Genomic DNA, 18,115 nt, shown 5'->3' with positions numbered 1-18,115 from the left:
GCCGGGAGTACACATGCACATCAGGGGCGACCACGCCGAACTCGCTGTCGGGGGCCGCCTCGACGTGCGCAGCGCGGCGGACGCCCGTACGGCCCTGCACAGCGCCCTCGACGACGGGCGCGGCGACCTCGTGCTGGACCTGACCGGGCTCGACTCCTGGGACGCGACCGGCCTCGGCGTGATCATGGGCGCCCACCGCAGGGCCGGCCGCACCGGCCGGCGCCTCGTCCTGCGCGGGGTGCCCCCGCAGATGCAGCGCCTCCTCGTCGCCACCCGGCTCCACCGCATCCTCGCGATCGAGGGCGGCCTGGAAGCGGAGTCCCTGCCGCGGGTGTGATCTCCGCGTGTTGCCTTGACTGCGGAAACGTAACGGAACGGTGGTGAAGGCCCCCCGGCGGTTCCGGCGCGACCGGGCACCGTCTAGGGTCGGGCGGAAAACCGGACCAGTAGCGACTGCGGCTGTGCGAGCGAAGGCCGGGCGAAACGACGGCGGCGACGCGATCGGCGCGATCGGGAGACTGGGTCATGGACCGTACACAGGGACAGGTCGATCCGGCGGAACCCTCCTCGGGGCCCGCGCGGGTGGTCACGCTGACGGCCGGTGACTTCACCCTCACGGTGAACCCCGTCGACGGCAGCGAGATCGAGCCGCTTCGGCCCGGCGCGGAACGCGCCCGTCCCCGCAGGCGCGACGCCGCCGGCCGCGCCGCGCGCGACACCGCCGCACGGCCGCCCGTACTCCCCGGAGCCCCCGCCTCCGCACGGCTGACGCCGGCGCGCGAGGAGGAGCGGGCACGGCTCGTACGACTGCTCTCGCACGGGCGTTCCGTACGGCTCACCGGACCCTCCGGTTCCGGTCGCTCCGGGCTCCTCGACGCGGTCGCCGCCGACTGCGCGGGCGTCGCGCCCGACGGGGTCGTACGGCTGTCCGGATACGGGCAGCAGCAGCCGGGCGAGCTGCTCCACGCGCTGTACGCCGCCGTGTACGAGGCGCCCGACGAGCGGCCCCTGCGGCCCGACCGGGAGGAACTGCTCGCCCGCGTAAGGGAGATCGGGGCCGTCGTCCTCCTCGACGACCTGGAGATGGGCGGCGCCGCCCTCGACGAGCTGCTGCGCGCCACCCCCGAATGCGCCTACCTGCTGGCCGCTACCCCGGACACCAAGGCCCCCTCCGACGCCTCGCACCTGGAGGAGGTCTTCCTCGGGGGCCTCGGCCGGGCCGAGGCCGTCGAGTTCCTGGAGGCCGGTGTCGGCCGGGCGCTGACGGAGGAGGAGACCGCCTGGGCGGGGGACCTGCGGTTCGCCTCGGAAGGGCTGCCGCTGCGCTTCGTCCAGGCGGCCGCGCTGCTGCGGCAGCGCGACGAACTCAACGGGACCCGGGGCGGCGACGAGGACGAGGAGCCCGGCGTCTTCGAGGAACGGCCGCGCTACGCGGCGTTCGTACCGCTGCCGACGCTGGCCGAGGGCGCGGCCCCGGCGGAACTGCTGGCCTCGCGGGTGAGCGAGTCGGCGCGGGCGGTCCTGCGGATCGCGTGCGCGCTGGGCGGGGAGCTGCCGCACCACGCGCACCTGCCGGCGCTGGTGGGGGACACCCACGCCGACGCGGCGGTGGCGGAGCTGCTGGGCTGCGGGCTGCTGACCCCGGTCGGCACGCGGTACCGGCTGGCCTCGGGGGTCGCGCGGCAGCTGGAGGAGGTCGGCTACGGGGACCCGGCCGCCGAGGAGGCCCGTACGGCCGCCCGGCACTACGCCTGGTGGACCGGGCACGCCTCGGTGACGCCGGAGCGGGTCGCGGCGGAGGCGGACGCGGTCCTGGCGGCGCTGGCCGGCGCGGACGTGGTCGCGGCGGTGCTGCTGGCGCGGACGGCGGCCCCGGCGTTCGCGGCGTCGCTGCACTGGGAGGCGTGGGAGCGGGTCCTGCGGTCCGGGGCAGAGGCCGCGCGGAAGGCGGGGGAGGTCGCCGAGCAGGCGTACTTCCACCACGAGCTCGGCGTGCTCGCGCTGTGCGAGGGACGGCTGGAGCGGGCGCGGGCCGAGCTGGAGGCGTCGATCGGGCTGAAGGGGGCGCTGGCCGACAAGCGGGGGACCGTGGCGGGGCGGCGGGCGCTGGCGCTGGTGACCGACCGCGAGGCGGCGGGAGCGGCGGCGGTGTCGCCGCCGCTGCGGTTGGCTCCGCCGGTGGGCGGGGCGGTGGCGCTGGCCGCGCCGGGTCCGGTGGCAGCGCTGGGTCCGGCGGTGCCGGTGGCTGCGACGGGTCCGACGGTTCCGGTGGCTCTGGCCGCTCCGGTCGGGCCGAGGGCCTCGGAGGCGGTGACGGCTGTGGTGCCGGCGCGGCGGGACGCGCCGGCGAACCTGGCGGAGGTGTTCGCGGAGCCCTTCCCGATGTCGCTGAAGCCGTCTCCGGCGCCGGCGCTGGCTCCGCCGGTCGCTGCGCGGCCGGTGGCGGGGTCCCGCAAGCGGACGGTGCTGCTGGCGGCCGCCGGGGCGCTGACGGTCGCCGCGCTGGGCACGGTGGTGGCGCTGGCGGTGGGCTCCGGGGACGAGGAGACGACGCCGGCCGGGCCGGGGCCGAAGGTGTCGTCGACGACGCCGGATGTTCCGGCGGCGGGAACGGATACGGCCGGCGAGCCGGGAGGGAACGATTCTGCGGGGGATCCGGCGGATCCGGCGGGTTCGGGTTCGGGTTCGGGTGCGGTGACGGAGGCCGAGCCGGGGGCGACGACACCGGGGGAGGGGGCGGACGCTCCCACGCCGGGGGTCAGCCGGGGCGCCGGCGCGAAGCCGAGCGGTGGGGCGACGCCGTCGAGGAAGCCGCCGGTGGTGCCGCCGAAGACTTCGCCGGTGGCTTCGCCTCCGACGACCTCGACGTCGCCGAGCTCGTCGCCGAGTGCCAGCGTGACGCCGACTGCGACGCCGACCCCGACGACGTCGGTCTCGGCGCCGACCGCGACGGGCACCGGTACCGGCACGTAGCCCCCCGCGCTGCCGTTCCTAGGGGCCGGCCCCCGGCCCCCCGCGCCTCAAACGCCGGCGGGGCTGGAGGTGCGGCGCCGTTCCTGGGGGCCAGCCCCCAGACCCCCGCGCCTCAAACGCCGGCGGGGCTGGAGGTGGCGCCGGGGGTGGTTGGAGGGTGCGGCGCCGTCGCTGGGGACCAGCCCCCAGACCCCCGCGCCTCAAACGCCGGCGGGGCTGGGGGTGGCGCCGGAGGTGACGCCGGTGGGGCCGGGGTGGGTCAGAAGAGGCGGAGTTTGTCGTCTTCGATGCCGCGGAGGGCGTTGTAGTCCAGGACCACGCAGTCCATGCCGCGGTCCGTCGCGAGGACGCGGGCCTGGGGCTTGATCTCCTGGGCCGCGAAGACGCCGCGGACCGGGGCCAGGTGCGGGTCGCGGTTCAGGAGCTCCAGGTAGCGGGTCAGCTGCTCGACGCCGTCGATCTCGCCGCGCCGCTTGATCTCCACCGCCACCGTCGCGCCGGAGGCGTCCCGGCACAGGATGTCCACCGGGCCGATCGCCGTCATGTACTCGCGGCGGATCAGGGTGTAGCCCTCGCCCAGCGTGTCGATGCGGTCGGCCAGGAGCTCCTGGAGGTGGGCCTCGACGCCGTCCTTGATCAGGCCCGGGTCGATGCCCAGCTCGTGGGAGGAGTCGTGGAGGACTTCTTCCATGGTGATGATGAGCTTCTCGCCCGCCTTGTTGACGACCGTCCACACGCCGGCGTCGTCCCCGCTCCCCTCCTTGAGGGTGCAAGGCGGCGACATCCAGTTGAGCGGTTTGTACGCCCGGTCGTCCGCATGGATCGAGACACTGCCGTCGGCCTTCACGAGGATCAGACGGGGTGCCGAGGGCAGATGGGCGGTGAGCCGGCCCGCGTAGTCGACGGAGCAGCGGGCGATGACGAGACGCATGGTCGGCAACGCTACTCGACCGATGGGCCTCCACGCGATTCGCCCCTGAAAGCCCCGTTCGCCGATGGCGCGTTGTATGCGCATTCTCCTGGTGCGGTACCCCCGGGGCGCCTACCGTGGTTAGCGGGAGGTCGTCGAGCGTGCACGCTGCGTCGCCGCCTCCTTCCCTGCCCGTAAGGCTCCGGCAATCCAACGGCCGGGGTCACGAGAGGAGAACCCATGTCGCTCGACGTCTCACCGGCCCTACTCGAACAGGCCGAGCGAGGCGAGGTCGACGAAGCCGCCTTCGTCGACTGCGTCCGGACCTCCCTGCCCTACGCATGGGAGATGATCAGCTCGCTGGTGGCCCAGCTCAAGGTGGACGGCGGACAGTTCGCCGACAACCAGACGCCGCCGCCGGACGAGCAGGCGCGCGGGCAGCTGCTGCGCGCGCTCGCGAGTGACGCGATACGCGGTGCGCTCCAGCGGCACTTCGGAGTGCGCCTTGCCTTCCAGAACTGCCACCGGGTCGCGGTGTTCCCGCTGGACGCCGCGGTTGACGAGCGGCTGGCGAAGTTCACTTCGATCCGCGGCCAGCTGCTCAACCAGTCGCCCGAACTGCGGGACTGCTAGTCGGTCCAGTACCTCGCTGCCGCTCCGTATCGCGGGAGGTGCGTGTCTGATACCGGAGCGGCAGTCCCAGCTTCTCAGTGCCTCAGCCGAGGCGGGGGAGGACCTCGGCACCGAGGCGTCGTACGTTCTCCTCCGTCGCGGCGAGATCGCCGGAGCCCTCCGTGAGCAGGGCGAACCTGGTGATGCCCGTACGTTCGGAGGTGGCGGCCAGCCGGTCCGCCGCGAGCCGCGGGGTGCCGACGGGGTGCAGCCGGCACAGCAGCTCCGTGTAAGCGACCGGGTCGCGCATCGCGCGTTCCCGGTGGTCCACGGTGACATGGGCGTCCAGGCCCAGCCTGAACCAGCCCGGCATCGCCTTCAGCAGCGTCTCGCGGGCGTCCGCCGCCCGGTCCGCCAGCTGGCACAGACCCGCCGACACGTGCCCCGGATCGCGGACCAGGTCCTGCGGGTGGCCCGCCGCCAGGGCGGTCCGGCGCCACAGCGCGACCATGCCGGCCTTCTCCTCGTCCCCGCAGTGCATGCCGAGCAGCATCGGCAGTCCGCGCTCGGCGGCCAGCCGTACCGAGCCCGGCGAGGTGCACGCGACGATCACTTCCGGCCCACTCCCGTCACCGTCCAGCGCCTCCGACGGGCGGGGTACGACGGCCACCTCGCGGAACCCGTGCCGCTCGCCGGCGGCCGCGACCCGGGGCTCGGCGAGCCAGCGCCGCAGCAGGTCCAGATCCTCCGGGAAGCCCGTTTCGTACGAGTCGAGGCCGCCGCCGAACACTTCCAGGTCCACCCACGGCCCGCCGCGGCCGACACCGAGGCTGAAGCGGCCGCCCGACGTCAGGTGCAGCAGCGCCGCCTGTTCCCCGAGGGCCACCGGATGCGTGTTCGGGAGCACGCTCACGGCCGTCCCCACCCGGAGCCGCTTGGTCCGGCCCAGCAGCAGGGCCGCCAGGGTCACCGCCGAGGGGCACACCCCGTACGGGACGAAGTGGTGCTCGGCCAGCCAGACGGAGTCCAGCCCCGCCTCCTCGGACACCTCCGCGGTCCGTACCGCCCGGTGCAGTGGCTCGCCCTGTCCCTGGCCGGGGAACTGGGCAGCCAGTACAAAAGCTCCTACACGCATCGCCTTAGCCTTCCTCGCGGCTGACGCGGCCTCCCCCAGGTGGACCGGTTTCCTTACCGGCAACAACGTCTGACACGTGCCAAAGGCACGGCCTGACAGGAAAGTTATTGAGATTGTCGGGCCAGTTCCTCGCCCGCCCGCGTCTCCTTCAGCCACCCTGCGGGTACCCGGGCTCGCTGCGCGTAGTCTGGGAGAAAGTCACTGCCGTCCGCGCCTTCGTGAGGTATACGTGTCACCGCGCCACAACCGCCCCAGGGGCGGCGGGAATCCAGCCGACCGTTCCGACTCCGGCTCCGGCCCGGGCTCGGGGCAGGGCGCGGCGGGCATCGACCGGTACGGCCTGGAGCGGACCGAGGAGTACCAGGGCGAGGAGTGGAAGGTCCGGCACGTCGCGGGCGCCAGCGCGGCCGGCAAGCGCTACCGCTGCCCCGGCTGCGACCAGGAGATCCCCTCCGGCACCCCGCACCTGGTGGCCTGGCCCGAGTACGGCGGCGTCGACGACCGGCGGCACTGGCACAAGGCCTGCTGGAACGCGAAGGACCGCCGCACCACACGGGTGCAGCGGTCCAGGAACGCGCCCAAGCACTGAGCGGAGCGGGGAGCGGCGGAGCGGGAGAGCCGCGGCTAGATGTCCCGGCGGCCGACCACCACGTACGAGGCCGCCACCGCGGTGCCCGTCACCAGCAGGACCAGCGTCATCTGCGCCGTGTCGCCCGGTACCGCGTTCAGCCCGCCGTCGTTACTGGTCAGGCCGAACAGCTGCATCAGCGCCACCGGGGCGTTGTACTGGAGCAGGGTCTCCCCGGCCGACTTGCCGGCCTCCCAGATGTTGAGCACCGCCCCTATCACCGGCGGCAGCGTCACGACGCCGATCATCGTGGCGATCGCCCCGGCCGCGTGCCGCAGCAGCGCCCCGAGGGCGAGCGCGAGCACCCCGAGCAGGGTCACGTAGAGGCTGCCGAGCAGGGCGCCCGTCCACTCCGAGCTGCCGTGCCGGCCGGCGCCGGCGCCGCTGTGGACGATGGTGGCCGCCAGCGTCACCACGAAGACGGAGGCGGCGGTGACCAGGAACGCGGTGAGCGAGAAGACGATGTACTTCGCGGTGAGGACCCGGTGCCGCTCGGGCGCGGCGGTGAAGGTGGTGCGGATCAGCCCCGTGCCGTGCTCCGAGGTCATGGTCAGCACCCCGAGGACCATCACCGAGAGCTGCCCGATGAGCAGGCCGAAGATCGCCGGGGTGGTGAAGGGGATCCTGTCGTAGTCCTCGTTGTTGGTGTTGGCGATGAGGAGCAGCCCGATGCCGACGACGGTCGCCACGAGCAGGCTCAGCGTCCACATCGTGGAGCGGACCGAGGTCATCTTGGTCCACTCCGAGGCCAGGGCGTGCCCCAGGTGCGGCCGGGGGCTGGGCAGCGGGGAGCTGTACCCCGCCTTCTCGGCCGCGTTCGTCGTGGTGCCGCCCGGCGTGGAGCCGCCGGAGGCGGGGGCGCTCGTCGAGGAGCCGCCGCTGGTCATGGGGCCGGTCGTCGGGAGGCCGGTCATCGGGATTCCTCGGGCTGGTTCGGGCTGGTGTTCCCGGCGGCCGAGGCGAGCTTCCCCGGATCGCTCGGCATCAGGAAGGGCGCTCCGCCCGCTCCGGGCGGGGGAGGGGCGAAGAAGCCCGTACGCGGCACCTCGGGGGCAGCCGGGCCGTCCTCCCACTCCGGGACGGTCAGCGGCTCCGGCTCCCACAGCTCGGCCCGCGGGTCCTCGCTGGAGGTGTACTCGACGGAGGACTGCGTCATCCGCATGTAGGCCTCCTCCAGCGAGGCCCGGTGCGGGGACAGCTCCCACAGCCGTACGCCGGCCTCGTGCGCCACATCGGAGATGACGGGCAGCTCCAGGCCCGTCACCCGCAGCGCCCCGTCGGGCTCCTGGAGCACCCGGCCGCCCGCCTTGGTCAGGGCGGTGCCGAGGGTGTTCCGGCCGTCGGGGCCGGTCCCGGCCGCGCGCACGCGTGCGAATCCGGCCGAGTTCCGCGTGATGAACTCCTGGGTGCCCATGTCGGCCAGCAGCCTGCCGCGGCCGATCACGATGAGGTGGTCGGCGGTCAGCGCCATCTCGCTCATCAGGTGCGAGGAGACGAAGACGGTCCGGCCCTCGGCGGCGAGCTGCTTCATCAGGTTCCGGACCCAGAGGATGCCCTCGGGGTCGAGGCCGTTGACCGGCTCGTCGAAGAGCAGCACCTTCGGGTCGCCGAGGAGCGCGGTCGCGATGCCGAGCCGCTGGCCCATGCCGAGCGAGAAGCCCTTCGCGCGCTGTCTGGCGACGTCCTGGAGGCCGACGACGCCCAGGACCTCGTCCACCCGCTTCTCGGGGATCCCGGAGAGCTGGGCGATCGACAGCAGGTGCGTGCGGGCCCGGCGGCCGCCGTGCACGGCCTTGGCGTCGAGCAGGGCGCCCACGTTGCGCTGGGCGTTCGGCAGGTCCCGGAACGGCATGCCGTTGATCGTGACGTGCCCGGAGGTGGGCCGGTCCAGCCCGAGGATCATGCGCATGGTGGTGGACTTCCCGGAGCCGTTGGGCCCCAGGAATCCGGTGACGTGACCAGGCCTGACCTGGAAGGACAGCTGGTCGACGGCGGTCTTCGCGCCGAAGCGCTTGGTCAGTCCGACTGCCTCGATCATTGTTCTGCCCCTTACCAGGCCGGGACGGCTCTCGCCCGCGTAAGGCTTAAGAGGATATCGAGTCCCGCGTGGTTCCATCCCGGGCGGATCCCTGAGCTTCCCCTGAGGCGGGCCCGGGGATCTCCCGTAGTACGCCGGACGTCCGTCTCAAGACGGACGTCCGGCCGCCCTGTCCGTCAGGCGTCCCGCTTCTTGAGGACCAGGTAGCCTCCGAGTACGGAGGCCAGCACCCACAGGACCATGATCCCGAGGCCGCCCCAGGGGCCGTACGGCGTCTCGCCGCTGTCCATCGCCCCCGGGACCACCTGCATGATCCTGGAGCCGGCCTGGTCGGGGAGGTACTGGGCGACCTTCCGGGTGGCGGAGACCCCGTTGAGGATGTTGGAGATCAGCAGGAAGAACGGGATCAGGATGCAGATCGCCAGCACCGAGCTGCGCAGCATCGCGGCCACGCCCATCGAGAACAGCGCGATCAGGGCCATGTAGAGCCCGGCGCCGAACACCGCGCGCAGGACGCCCGGCTCGTCGATGCCGGTGCTGTGCTCGCCCAGGATGGCCTGGCCCAGGAAGAAGGAGAGGAAGCTGGTCGCCAGACCCACGACCAGGGCCAGGACGGTCGCGACGGTGAGCTTGCCGAGGAACAGCTCTCCGCGCCGCGGCACCGCGGCGAGCGAGGTGCGGATCATGCCGGTGCTGTACTCGGTGCCGACCACCAGCACACCGAAGATGATCATTGCCAGCTGGCCGAGGGACATGCCCACGAAGCTCGCCAGCGTCGGGTCGAAGGTGAGCTGCTGCTCCTTCGGCATCTCGGTGAAGGTGGAGTTGAAGAGCGTGCAGAGCCCGGCGCTGATCCCGACGGTGACCACCAGGGCGGCGACCAGGGTCCAGGTGGTGGAGGCGACCGTGCGGATCTTGGTCCACTCGGAGTTGAGGACGGCGGGGAAGGAGGACATGGTCACTTCCCGCCCTTGTGCGTCGCGTCGAACCCGGCGCCCCAGGCGGGGACGTCGGCGGGCCGGGCCGGGTTGTCGGCGGCCGCGCCCGGGGGAAGCTCCCCGGCGCCCGGCGCGTGGGCGTGGTATTCGACGGAGTCCGCCGTCATGCGCATGAACGCCTCTTCCAGTGAGGCCCGTTGCGGGCTGAGTTCGTGCAGCACGATCTGGTGCTGGGCGGCCAGCTCGCCGAGCTGCTCCGCGGCCACGCCGTTGATCTCCAGGGTGCCGGTGGCCGGGACGTCGATTGCATCGATTCCGGCCTCGTGCAAGACATCTTTCAGCCGCTCTTGCTGCGGTGAGCGCATCCGGACGTAACTACGGGAGTTCTGCTGGATGAAATCGGCCATCGACAAGTCGGCGAGCAGCTTTCCTTGACCGATCACGATCAAATGTTCCGCGGTCAGCGCCATTTCGCTCATGAGATGGGAGGAAACGAAGATCGTCCTCCCTTCGGCCGCCAGCCCCTTCATCAGATTCCTGATCCAGAGAATTCCCTCGGGATCCAGGCCGTTGACGGGTTCGTCGAACATGAGGATCTCCGGGTCGCCGAGGAGCGCGGCGGCGATTCCCAGCCGCTGCCCCATTCCGAGCGAAAATCCTTTCGACTTCTGCCGGGCCACGGGCGTCAGGCCGACCAGGTCCAGCACCTCGTCCACCCGGCTCGTGGGGATCCGGTTCGACTGGGCGAGGCAGAGCAGGTTGTTGTACGCGCTGCGGCCGCCGTGCATGGCCTTCGCGTCCAGCAGTGCTCCGATGTACTTCAGCGGCTCCGGCAGGTCCCGGTAGTGCTTCCCGTCGATCCGGACCGTCCCGCTGGTCGGATTGTCGAGGTCGAGCATCATGCGCATGGTCGTGGACTTGCCGGCCCCGTTGGGGCCGAGGAAGCCGGTGACCACCCCCGGTCTGACCTGGAAGCTGAGGTTGTCCACGGCGACCTTGCCGCCGAATCGTTTCGTAAGGCCCTCTAGCTCGATCATTGGGCCACGCTAGAACGCCCGAGGGCCCCACGCCACCTCAAAACGGGTGGCACGGGGCCCTCGGGCACACTGTTCTGCCGCCGTTCTCCTGCCGGAGAGGCGACGGGGTTTGCGGCTAGCGGCTCTGCTGCGCCGGAACGCCGCGCGTGACCGGCTCGTCGTCGACGATCGGGTTGGCGGCGGCGACGGCCGCGCCGGTCAGCGTCGCCAGCATCTCGCGGACGTTGGTGAGCTGCGCGTTGATCGAGTCGCGGCGGTTGGTGAGCGCCGCCAGCTCGCGCTCGGACTCGCTGCGGATCCGGTCGGCCTTCGCGTTGGCGTCGGCCACGATGTCCTCGGCCTGCCGCTGCGCGGTCTCCACGGTCTGGCGGGCCCGGCGCTCCGCGTCCGTACGAAGCTTTTCGGCCTCCAGGCGCAGCTGCTCGGCGCGGTGCTCGATCTCCGCGAGGCGCTTCTCGGCCTTGGCCTGACGGGAGGCCAGGTCGCGCTCGGACTGCTCGCGGCGCTTGGCCAGGTTGGTCTCGAAGTCCGCCGCGGCCTGGGCGGCCTTGGCGCGGGTCTCCTCGAAGAGGGCGTCGGCCTCCTCGCGCTTGGAGGCCGCGTCCTTCTGGGCCTCGGAGCGCAGGGTGGCCGAATCCGCCTTGGCCTTCTCGACGATGCGGACGCCCTCGTCCTCCGCCTTCGACTTGCGGTCGGCGGCGAACGACTCGGCGTCGTTGCGCACCTGCTGGGCGGCCGACTCGGCGAGCTCACGGTGCTGCTCGGCCGCGCGACGGGCCTCCTCGCGCAGGTCCTTCGCCTCCTCCTCGGCCAGCCGCAGGATCTTCTCGACCCGGGCGCCGAGACCGGCGTACGACGGCTCGGCGTCGCTCACCTGGGCCTGGGCGTTCTGCGTTTCGAGGTGCAGTTCCTCGATGCGCTTTTCCAGAGAGTTGATACGTCCAAGGGCGCTGTCGCGGTCGGAGACCAGCTTGGTAATGCGGTCGTCCACCTGACCGCGGTCGTAACCGCGCCGCACGAGCTCGAAGCCGAAGGGGGAGTGAGAGTCGCTCATGGGGTTCCTGTCGAATGAGACCGGTGAGGTGCTACGTGAGGTGTTAGGGGAATCCTAGGCGCCCAGACGGCGTGTCATCGAGTCAATCCACGTTTGATCTGGACAATGACACCCCTTTTGAGTGGCAAGGCGGCAGAATGCTTCGCACCCGTACGCGTGAACCTTCATCAGGTGCACACAAACACGGGTTTCGGCTAGCCCTCTGACGCCTTACCACCCGAACGAGTGGAACCCGCTGTCACGCCGGCCTTCACGCCCCCCGTGCCCTGGCCACCGACCCCGGGCTTCGTGGCACCCGAAGGTGCCTCGAATGACTCCAACGCCTCAAGAACGTCCTGGACACGGGAGATCTCCGCCTGAATGTCCTCGCGCCTGCGCACCAGGACCTCCAGCTCGCGCCGCCCCTCCTCGACGAGCCGCTCGGCCTCCGCCTTGGCCTCCGACAGGGTCGACTCGACCTCGCGGACCACGTCGGCCTTCTTCTGCTCGGCCTCCTTCAGCAGCGCCTCCGCCTTGCGGACCGCCGCGATCCGGACCTTGCTCGCCTCACTGCTCGCGTCCGACACCAGGGCCTTGGCCTTCGCCTCGGCCTCGACGCTCTGCTCCGTCGCCGCGCGCACCAGCTTGTCCACGCGCTCGCCGGCCGACTTCATCTGCTCGGCCGACTCCCGGCGCGCACGCTCGTGCAGCTCCTCGACCTCGCCCTCGACGCGGGAGCGCAGCTCCTCCACCCGCTCCCGTATGGCCGAGGCGTCCGTACGCGCGCCGACCAGCAGCTCGTCCGCGTCCGTACGGGCCTTCTCCACAAGGGAGTTGCCCTCTATCGTCGACTCCGCGGTGATCCGCGCGGCCTCCTTGCGGGCCGCGTCGACCATCGCGTCCGCCTGCTCCTCGGCCGCCGTGGTGGCGGCCAGGGCCTGCTTGCGGGCATCGGAGGTCAGCTTCTCCGCCTCTGCCGAGGACTCGGTGATGAGTCGGTCCACCTGCTCCGCGGCCTCGGTACGACGCTTGTTGGCCTCCTCGCGCGCCTCGTCCAGCAGCCGCTCGGACTCGGTGCGGGCCTCCGTACGGGTGCGCTCCGCCGCGGCCTTGGCCTCCGCCTTGACGCGCTCCGCCTCCGACCGGGTACGGGTCGCGTGCTCCTGCGCCGAGGCCAGGGCCTCCGACGCCTCCGCGCGCAGCCGCTCGGCCTCCGTCTGGGCTTCGCCGACCGTCCGCTCGTTGTCCTTGCGGGTCTGCTCGACGAGCTTGTCCGACTCGGACGCCGCCTCCGTGATGAGCCGGTCCGCCTGCTCCGCGGCCTCGGCGCGCAGCCGGTTCGCCGCCTCGCGGGCCTCGTCGAGGGTCTGCTCGGACTCCCGCTCGGCGCTCTCCAGCGTCTCGTTGGCCGCGATCGTGACGCGCTCCGCCTCCGCGGTGGCCTCGCCGATGATCCGGCCGCCCTCCGCGCGGGCGTCGTCCAGGGACCCGGCCGCCTCCGTGCGCAGCCGCTCGGCCTCCGCAGCCGCCTCGCCGACCGTGGCCTCGTTGGCCACACGGGTCTCGTCGACCAGCCGGTCGCCCTCGGTCCGGGCGTCGACCAGGATCCGCGCCGCGTCCCGCTCGGCCGCGGCCATCGTGTCGGCCGCCTGCTTCGTGAGCCGCTGCGCCGCAGCCGTGGCCTCGGAGACCAGGCCGTCGGCCTGCTCGGCGGCCTCGGTGCGCAGCCGGTTGGCCTCCGCGCGGGCCTCGTCCAGGATGCCGGCCGCCTCCGTGCGGATGGCGTCCGCGAGGGCCTCGGCATCGCCGACGGTCGCCTCGCTCGCCGCGCGGGTCTCCTCCGCGAGGCGCTCGGCCTCGGCCGCCGCCTCGCTGATGAGCCGGTCCGCCTGCTCGGCGGCCTCGGTGCGCAGCCGGTTGGCCTCCGCGCGGGCCTCGTCCAGCGTGCCCGCCGCCTCGGCGCGGGTGGCATCGGCCGCGGCCTCGGCCTCCGTGGCCGTCGCCGCGTTCGCCGCGAGGGTCTCCTCGGTGAGGCGCTCGGCCTCCGCCGTCGCCTCGGCGACGATCCGGGCGCCCTCGGTGCGGGAGGCCTCCAGGGACTCCGCCGCCTCGCCCCGGATGCGGTTCGCGTCGTCGCGGGCGTCGGCCCGGGTACGGGTCGCGTCGCGCTCGGCCGCGGCCAGCGCGTCCGTCGCCTCGGTGCGCAGCCGCTGCGCGTACTCCGCGGTGTCGCCGCGCAGCTGCTCCGCCTCGGCGAGCGCGTCGCCGACCGTGCGCTCGGCCAGTGCCTTCGCCGCGTCCGTCTCGGCGCGGGCCTCACCGCGGATCCGGTTGGCGTCCTCGGTGGCGCGCTCGCGCTCGTCGTAGGCGTCCGCGCGGACGCGGGCGGCCTCGGCCTCCGCCTCCGTCGTCGTACGCTCCGCCGCGTGCTCGGCGGCACTGCGCAGCCCGGTGATCTCCTCCTCGGCCTGCTCGTGCAGACCGGCCACGGAGTCCCGTACCTGCTGGGCGGTGGTCTCCGCCGCCGCGACCAGCTCCGAGGCGCGCCCCTCCGCCTCCTCGGTCAGCCAGACCGCCTCGGCCTGCGCCTCCTCGGAGCGCTTGCGGGCCTGCGCCAGCAGTTCCTCGCTCTGCTCGCGGGCCTGGGCCCGCTCGTTGCCCGCGTCCGTACGGGCCGCGGCCAGGGTCTCCTCGGCCTCGCGACGGCGCCGGGCGGCCTCCTCCTGGGCGGCGGTCAGCGCCTCGGCGGCCTCCGCGGCGACCCGCTCGGCGGCGGCCTTCGCCTCCGCGCGCAGCCGGTCCGCGGTCTCCTGGGCCTCGGAACGCACCCGCTCCGCCTCGGCCTCGGCCTCGCCGCGCAGCCGTACGGCCACCTGCTCGGCCTCCGCGCGCGTCCGGCCGGCGTCCTGCGCCGCCTCGGTGCGCAGCTGGTCGGCCTCCGCCTCCGACTGCGTCTGGAGGGTGCGGATCCGCTCCGCCGACTCGGCCCGCAGCCGGTCGTTCTCCTCGCTCGCCTCCCGGCGGACGTTCTCCGCCGCCGCGCGGGCGTCGCGCAGCGTCTGCTCGGCGGTGGACAGCCGGCCCTCGGCGTCGGTGTGCAGGCGGACGAGTTCCTCGTCGGCCTCCGCCCGCTTCGCGGCCAGCGCCCGGTCGGTCTGCTCGCGCCGCTCGCGCGCCGTCTCGTCGGCCTCGGCCCGTACGGCCTCGGCCTGCTCCTCGGCCTCCGCGCGCAGCCGCTCGGCCTCGGCGCGGGTCCGCTCCAGGGTCTCCTCGGCCTGCCGGCGCACGGTGGTGGCCCGCTCGACGGCCTCGGCGCGCACCCGCTCGCTCTCGGCGGTGGCGCCGCCGCGCAGTTCGTCCGCGTCGGACTTGGCCTTGCCCAGCAGCTCCTCGGCGGTCCGGGCCGCCTCCTCGATCTGCTGGACCGCCTCGCGGCGGGCCTCGCCCCGGATCCGCTCGCCCTCGGCGACGGCCTCGGCGCGCAGCTGCTCGGCCTCGCCGCGCAGCCGCCGGGCCTCCTCCTGGAGCTCGACGGTGCGGGCCCGGTACTCCTCGGTGTCGTCCTTCGCGGCGCCCTTGAGCTCATCGGCCGTGGTCGCCGCCTGCAGGCGCAGGCGGTCCGCCTCGGTCTCGGCCTCGCGGCGGATCCGCTCGGCCTCCTCGGACGCGGCGCGGGTGGTGGCCCGGGCGTCCTCCGAGGCCTTGTTCAGTACGTCCTCCGCCGTGCGGGCGGCCTTCGCCAGCTGCGCCGCGGTGTCCTCGGCGGCCGCGGTACGGGCCTGCTCGCCGGCCTCGGTGCGCATCCGCTCCACATCGGCGCGGGCGTCGGCCAGGGTCTGCTCGGCCTCCGCCTTGAGGGCCTCGGCCTCCTTGGTGGCCTGGCCGACCAGCCGGGCGACCTGCTCCTTGGCGGTCCGGGTGCGCTGCTCGTTGACGGACTCGACCGAGGTGAGCTGCCGGGCGGCGCTCTCCTTGGCCTCCGCGAGCAGCTTCTCCGCCTCGGCGCGGGCCGTGCGCAGCGCCCCGTCGGCCTCCTGGACCCGGGCTTCGGCGACCCGGCCGAGGTCCAGGGTCTGCTGCCGGGTCTGTTCGGCCTCGGCGGAGGTGGTGGAGCGCAGCCGCTCCGCGTGCTCGCTGGCCTCCTGGGCCTGCGAGGAGGCGGCGGTCAGCAGCCGCTCGGCCTCCTTGCGGGCGCGCAGCAGGGTGTTCTCGGCCTCGGCGCGGGCGGCCTCGGCGTCGGAGGTCAGCCGGCGGCGGGCCTCCTCGGCGAGCCGGGCGGCCTCGGAGCGGGCGGCGTTCAGCGCCTGCTCGGACTCGGCGCGGGACTCCTCCATGAGCCGGCGCGCCTGCGCCTCGGTGCGGGCGCGCAGCTGCTCGGCCCACGCCACGTTCTCGTTGACGTGCGCCTCGACGGTCTGGCGGCGCTCGTTGAGCTCCTGGTCCAGCCGCTGGCGCCGGTTGACGGCCTCGCTGTGCAGCTCGGCCTGCAGGCGCGCCTGGTGTTCGGCGTGCTCCTGGAGGATCCGCTGGGTCTGCGCCCGGGCGTCGCGCAGCTCGCGCTCGGCGTCGGAGCGCATCTGGTCGGCCTGGATCTGGGCATTGCGGAGCAGCTGCTCCGCCTGGTAGCCCATGTCCGCGCTGTCGTAAGCGGGACGGGACGCCAGGCTGCGGCGTACCTCGTGGAGCTTGGCGCGCAGCACCTCGACCTGGTAGCCCAGGTCCTCGGCGTGCTGGACGGCCTTCCCGCGCTCCTTCTTCAGCCGCTCCATCTCGGCCTCGAAGCGCGAGAGATGGTCGGCTTCAGCCTGTTGGCTCTCCTGGCTTTCGTAGCCCCGCACAGCGCGGTCCCATCCGTCCCCTGGTCGCAAGCTCACTCCCAATTGAGCATCGCTCGCCCGCTGAACGACGCCCCCGGGGGAATGGTGTCAGATGGGGGCAGGGTCCACAGGCCCCGACCCCGTCTCCGCACCGAACCCCGGCCGAGCCACGGCCACTCTACCGGCCGGGGAATCGGGCCATCAGTGGTCCGTCAGTGCTCGGGGTTGGAGGTGACCAGTTCGGTGAGGACTCCGTGGCAGTCCTTGGGGTGCAGGAAGGTGATGGAAGAGCCCATGGAACCGGTGCGCGGCTGGTCGTACAGGACGCGGACTCCCTTGCCCCGGATGGCCTCCGAGTCGCCCTGGACGTCCTCGGTGCCGAAGGCGATGTGGTGGACCCCCTCCCCGTTCTTGGCCAGCCACTTGCCCACTGCGGAGTCCTCGCGGGTGGGCTCCAGGAGCTGGAGGTACGAGGCCCCGCCGTCGGAGGTCTCGTTGATCTTGAGCATGGCCTCGCGGACGCCCTGTTCCTCGTTGACCTCGGAGTGGAACACCTCGAACCCGTAGGTGGCACGGTAGAACTCGACGGTCTTGTCCAGGTCGAAGCAGGCGATCCCGATGTGGTCGATTCTTGTCAGCATGGGACCAGTGCACCGCTGAGGAGGGTCGTCACGCAACGTGCCAGCGATCACACCGACTGCCCGATGACGGAGCGGGTACCGCTCAGTACATTCAGGTAAACCCTCGTTCACTCCTCATCTGCAAGGGGCTGTGCCTCATGTCCGGATCGAACAACACCACGTCAGTGATCGTCGCAGGGGCCCGCACGCCCATGGGGCGGCTGCTCGGCTCGCTGAAGTCCTTCTCGGGCGCCGACCTCGGCGGCTTCGCCATCAAGTCCGCGCTGGAGCGGGCCGGGATCTCCGGCGACCAGGTCCAGTACGTGATCATGGGCCAGGTGCTCCAGGCCGGCGCGGGCCAGATCCCCGCCCGCCAGGCCGCCGTCAAGGCCGGCATCCCCATGAACGTGCCCGCGCTCACCGTCAACAAGGTGTGCCTCTCGGGCCTGGACGCCATCGCGCTGGCCGACCAGCTGATCCGCGCCGGTGAGTTCGACATCGTGGTCGCCGGCGGCCAGGAGTCCATGACGAACGCCCCGCACCTGCTCCCGAAGTCCCGCGAGGGCTACAAGTACGGCGCCATCGAGATGCTCGACGCCATGGCGTACGACGGTCTCACCGACGCGTTCGAGAACATCCCGATGGGGCTGTCCACCGAGCACCACAACACCCTCCTCGGCATCGAGCGCGCCCCGCAGGACGAGTTCTCGGCCCTCTCGCACCAGAAGGCCGCCGCGGCGCAGAAGAACGGCGTCTTCGACGCCGAGATCACCCCGGTCGAGGTCCCGCAGCGCAAGGGCGACCCGGTCGTCTTCGCGCACGACGAGGGCGTCCGCCCTGAGACCACGGTCGAGTCCCTCGCCAAGCTCCGCCCGGCGTTCACCAAGGACGGCACCATCACCGCCGGTACGTCCTCGCAGATCAGCGACGGCGCCGCCGCCGTGGTCGTGATGAGCAAGGCGAAGGCCGAGGAGCTGGGCCTGGAGTGGCTCGCCGAGATCGGCGCCCACGGCAACGTGGCCGGCCCGGACAACTCGCTGCACCCGCAGCCGACGAACGCCATCCTGGCGGCCCTGGAGAAGGACGGCCTCCAGGTCGGTGACCTGGACCTCGTCGAGATCAACGAGGCCTTCGCAGCGGTCGTCGTGCAGTCCGTCAAGGACCTCGGCGTGTCCCCGGAAAAGGTGAACGTCAACGGTGGCGCGATCGCCCTGGGGCACCCCATCGGCATGTCCGGCGCCCGCGTGGTGCTGCACCTGGCGCTGGAGCTCAAGCGCCGCGGCGGCGGGGTCGGCGCGGCCGCCCTGTGCGGCGGCGGTGGTCAGGGTGACGCGCTGATCGTGCGCGTCCCGGGTTCCGGCGCGAAGGCGTAGG

General features: G+C 72.9%; 14 protein-coding genes. 5 read left to right on the top strand and 9 right to left on the bottom strand.

Annotated features, from left to right (window positions below):
- The first annotated feature begins 13 nt into the window (after positions 1–13).
- The gene (locus IE248_RS01695) at positions 14–337 is read left to right on the top strand and encodes an STAS domain-containing protein (RefSeq protein ID WP_008738204.1); all 324 of its coding nucleotides are present in this window, start codon (positions 14–16) and stop codon (positions 335–337) included.
- 188 nt (positions 338–525) lie between these two features.
- Positions 526–2,973: an ATP-binding protein gene (locus IE248_RS01690; protein WP_190029822.1), complete on the top strand. Its 2,448-nt coding sequence runs from the start codon at positions 526–528 to the stop codon at positions 2,971–2,973.
- A gap of 259 nt (positions 2,974–3,232) precedes the next feature.
- On the opposite strand, the gene nucS is transcribed toward IE248_RS01690, so the two are convergent.
- The gene (nucS, locus tag IE248_RS01685) at positions 3,233–3,904 is read right to left on the bottom strand and encodes an endonuclease NucS (protein ID WP_037791281.1); all 672 of its coding nucleotides are present in this window, start codon (positions 3,902–3,904) and stop codon (positions 3,233–3,235) included.
- Between the two features lie 219 nt (positions 3,905–4,123).
- On the opposite strand from nucS, the gene IE248_RS01680 reads away from it, so the two are divergent.
- The gene (locus IE248_RS01680) at positions 4,124–4,516 is read left to right on the top strand and encodes an SCO5389 family protein (protein WP_073773057.1); all 393 of its coding nucleotides are present in this window, start codon (positions 4,124–4,126) and stop codon (positions 4,514–4,516) included.
- Positions 4,517–4,598: 82 nt separating this feature from the next.
- Here IE248_RS01680 and IE248_RS01675 read toward each other — a convergent pair whose 3' ends face one another.
- Complete coding sequence (locus tag IE248_RS01675) at positions 4,599–5,630, bottom strand: LLM class flavin-dependent oxidoreductase (RefSeq protein WP_190029821.1); 1,032 nt, start codon at positions 5,628–5,630, stop codon at positions 4,599–4,601.
- A 229-nt stretch (positions 5,631–5,859) separates the two neighbouring features.
- On the opposite strand from IE248_RS01675, the gene IE248_RS01670 reads away from it, so the two are divergent.
- The gene (locus IE248_RS01670) at positions 5,860–6,219 is read left to right on the top strand and encodes an Rv1322 family protein (protein ID WP_073798297.1); all 360 of its coding nucleotides are present in this window, start codon (positions 5,860–5,862) and stop codon (positions 6,217–6,219) included.
- 35 nt (positions 6,220–6,254) lie between these two features.
- Here the strand turns inward: IE248_RS01670 and IE248_RS01665 are convergent, their stop codons facing one another.
- From IE248_RS01665 to mce, 7 genes are all read right to left on the bottom strand, one after another.
- Positions 6,255–7,172 (bottom strand): ABC transporter permease, encoded by a 918-nt coding sequence (locus IE248_RS01665; RefSeq protein WP_229895083.1) that lies wholly within the window; start codon positions 7,170–7,172, stop codon positions 6,255–6,257.
- Entirely contained in the window at positions 7,169–8,296 is a 1,128-nt protein-coding gene (locus IE248_RS01660) for an ABC transporter ATP-binding protein (RefSeq protein ID WP_229895082.1), read from the bottom strand. The genes IE248_RS01665 and IE248_RS01660 overlap by 4 nt, the downstream gene beginning before the upstream one ends.
- Before the next feature lie 176 nt (positions 8,297–8,472).
- The gene (locus tag IE248_RS01655) at positions 8,473–9,252 is read right to left on the bottom strand and encodes an ABC transporter permease (RefSeq protein WP_008738232.1); all 780 of its coding nucleotides are present in this window, start codon (positions 9,250–9,252) and stop codon (positions 8,473–8,475) included.
- 2 nt (positions 9,253–9,254) lie between these two features.
- Positions 9,255–10,271, bottom strand: coding sequence for an ABC transporter ATP-binding protein (locus tag IE248_RS01650; RefSeq protein ID WP_073798299.1), 1,017 nt, complete (start codon positions 10,269–10,271; stop codon positions 9,255–9,257).
- A gap of 115 nt (positions 10,272–10,386) precedes the next feature.
- On the bottom strand, positions 10,387–11,325 hold the full coding sequence (locus IE248_RS01645; RefSeq protein WP_008738235.1) for a coiled-coil domain-containing protein: 939 nt from the start codon (positions 11,323–11,325) through the stop codon (positions 10,387–10,389).
- 194 nt (positions 11,326–11,519) lie between these two features.
- Complete coding sequence (gene scy, locus IE248_RS01640) at positions 11,520–16,142, bottom strand: polarized growth protein Scy (protein WP_100582702.1); 4,623 nt, start codon at positions 16,140–16,142, stop codon at positions 11,520–11,522.
- 191 nt (positions 16,143–16,333) lie between these two features.
- Positions 16,334–16,762, bottom strand: a complete 429-nt coding sequence (mce, locus tag IE248_RS01635; RefSeq protein ID WP_008738238.1) for a methylmalonyl-CoA epimerase — start codon at positions 16,760–16,762, stop codon at positions 16,334–16,336.
- Positions 16,763–16,899: 137 nt separating this feature from the next.
- On the opposite strand from mce, the gene IE248_RS01630 reads away from it, so the two are divergent.
- Positions 16,900–18,114, top strand: a complete 1,215-nt coding sequence (locus IE248_RS01630; RefSeq protein WP_037798139.1) for an acetyl-CoA C-acetyltransferase — start codon at positions 16,900–16,902, stop codon at positions 18,112–18,114.
- Position 18,115: the final 1 nt, after the last annotated feature.

Origin of the sequence: Streptomyces goshikiensis (assembly GCF_014650555.1) — a bacterium.
Taxonomy (GTDB): domain Bacteria; phylum Actinomycetota; class Actinomycetes; order Streptomycetales; family Streptomycetaceae; genus Streptomyces; species Streptomyces goshikiensis.
This window is presented reverse-complemented; position numbering and strand designations above follow the sequence as displayed.

Bases quoted from the DNA above. Each gene is read 5' to 3' on its own strand.
- IE248_RS01695 (WP_008738204.1), top strand. From the start codon at position 14: ATGCACATCAGGGGCGACCACGCCGAACTCGCTGTCGGGGGCCGCCTC.
- IE248_RS01690 (WP_190029822.1), top strand. From the start codon at position 526: ATGGACCGTACACAGGGACAGGTCGATCCGGCGGAACCCTCCTCGGGG.
- nucS (WP_037791281.1), bottom strand. From the start codon at position 3,904: ATGCGTCTCGTCATCGCCCGCTGCTCCGTCGACTACGCGGGCCGGCTC.
- IE248_RS01680 (WP_073773057.1), top strand. From the start codon at position 4,124: ATGTCGCTCGACGTCTCACCGGCCCTACTCGAACAGGCCGAGCGAGGC.
- IE248_RS01675 (WP_190029821.1), bottom strand. From the start codon at position 5,630: ATGCGTGTAGGAGCTTTTGTACTGGCTGCCCAGTTCCCCGGCCAGGGA.
- IE248_RS01665 (WP_229895083.1), bottom strand. From the start codon at position 7,172: ATGACCGGCCTCCCGACGACCGGCCCCATGACCAGCGGCGGCTCCTCG.
- IE248_RS01660 (WP_229895082.1), bottom strand. From the start codon at position 8,296: ATGATCGAGGCAGTCGGACTGACCAAGCGCTTCGGCGCGAAGACCGCC.
- IE248_RS01655 (WP_008738232.1), bottom strand. From the start codon at position 9,252: ATGTCCTCCTTCCCCGCCGTCCTCAACTCCGAGTGGACCAAGATCCGC.
- IE248_RS01650 (WP_073798299.1), bottom strand. From the start codon at position 10,271: ATGATCGAGCTAGAGGGCCTTACGAAACGATTCGGCGGCAAGGTCGCC.
- IE248_RS01645 (WP_008738235.1), bottom strand. From the start codon at position 11,325: ATGAGCGACTCTCACTCCCCCTTCGGCTTCGAGCTCGTGCGGCGCGGT.
- mce (WP_008738238.1), bottom strand. From the start codon at position 16,762: ATGCTGACAAGAATCGACCACATCGGGATCGCCTGCTTCGACCTGGAC.
- IE248_RS01630 (WP_037798139.1), top strand. From the start codon at position 16,900: ATGTCCGGATCGAACAACACCACGTCAGTGATCGTCGCAGGGGCCCGC.